Source organism: Hansschlegelia beijingensis, from assembly GCF_045505405.1.
Taxonomy (GTDB): domain Bacteria; phylum Pseudomonadota; class Alphaproteobacteria; order Rhizobiales; family Methylopilaceae; genus Methylopila; species Methylopila beijingensis_A.
This window is the reverse complement of the sequence record NZ_JBJKEX010000707.1, coordinates 1-581: the sequence shown is the minus strand read 5'-3', so window position 1 is coordinate 581 and position 581 is coordinate 1. Positions and strand designations below refer to the sequence as shown.

Here is a 581-nt window from a genome sequence, read left to right as displayed (position 1 = left end):
CCGCGCGGTCATGAAGGCGGCGGTCGGCGCGAACGCCTGAGCGCGCCCGGCTTGACAGCGGGCCCGGCGGCGCCTTCCTAGCCGCGTCTCCCCGAGCGCGAGCGAATGCTGGCATGACCGACCTTCCGGCCGCAGTCCGGCTCCGCGCGCTCTCCCGATCCTTCGGCGCGAAGCCCGTCCTGCGCGAGGTCTCGCTCGACGTCGCGTCCGGCGAGATTCTCAGCCTTGTCGGCCAGTCCGGCTGCGGGAAATCGACCCTGCTGCGCCTGATCGCGGGGCTCGACGCGCCGTCTTCGGGCGAGATCTGGATCGCCGGCGCGCTGGTCGCGGGACGCGGGGTGTTCGTCGAGCCGGACCGGCGCAGCGTCGGCTTCATGTTCCAGGACTACGCGCTGTTCCCGCATCTGTCGGTCGCCCAGAACGTCCGCTTCGGCCTGCGCGGGCAGCGGCGGGCGGAGGCGGACGCGGTCGTCGACGAATGGCTGGAGCGCGTCGGCCTCGCAGGCTTCGGGCCGCGCTATCCGCACGAGCTGTCAGGCGTCCGCGGTTTCGCTCGCGGACAAGCGAAGGTTCACAACTCG

At 72.3% G+C, this 581-nt stretch carries 1 protein-coding gene; it reads left to right on the top strand.

The window, feature by feature from the left end:
• Positions 1–113 precede the first annotated feature (113 nt).
• Positions 114–581, top strand: a 468-nt coding sequence (locus ACIKT0_RS19730; RefSeq protein WP_407106940.1) for an ABC transporter ATP-binding protein, incomplete at its 3' end; no start/stop codon positions are given.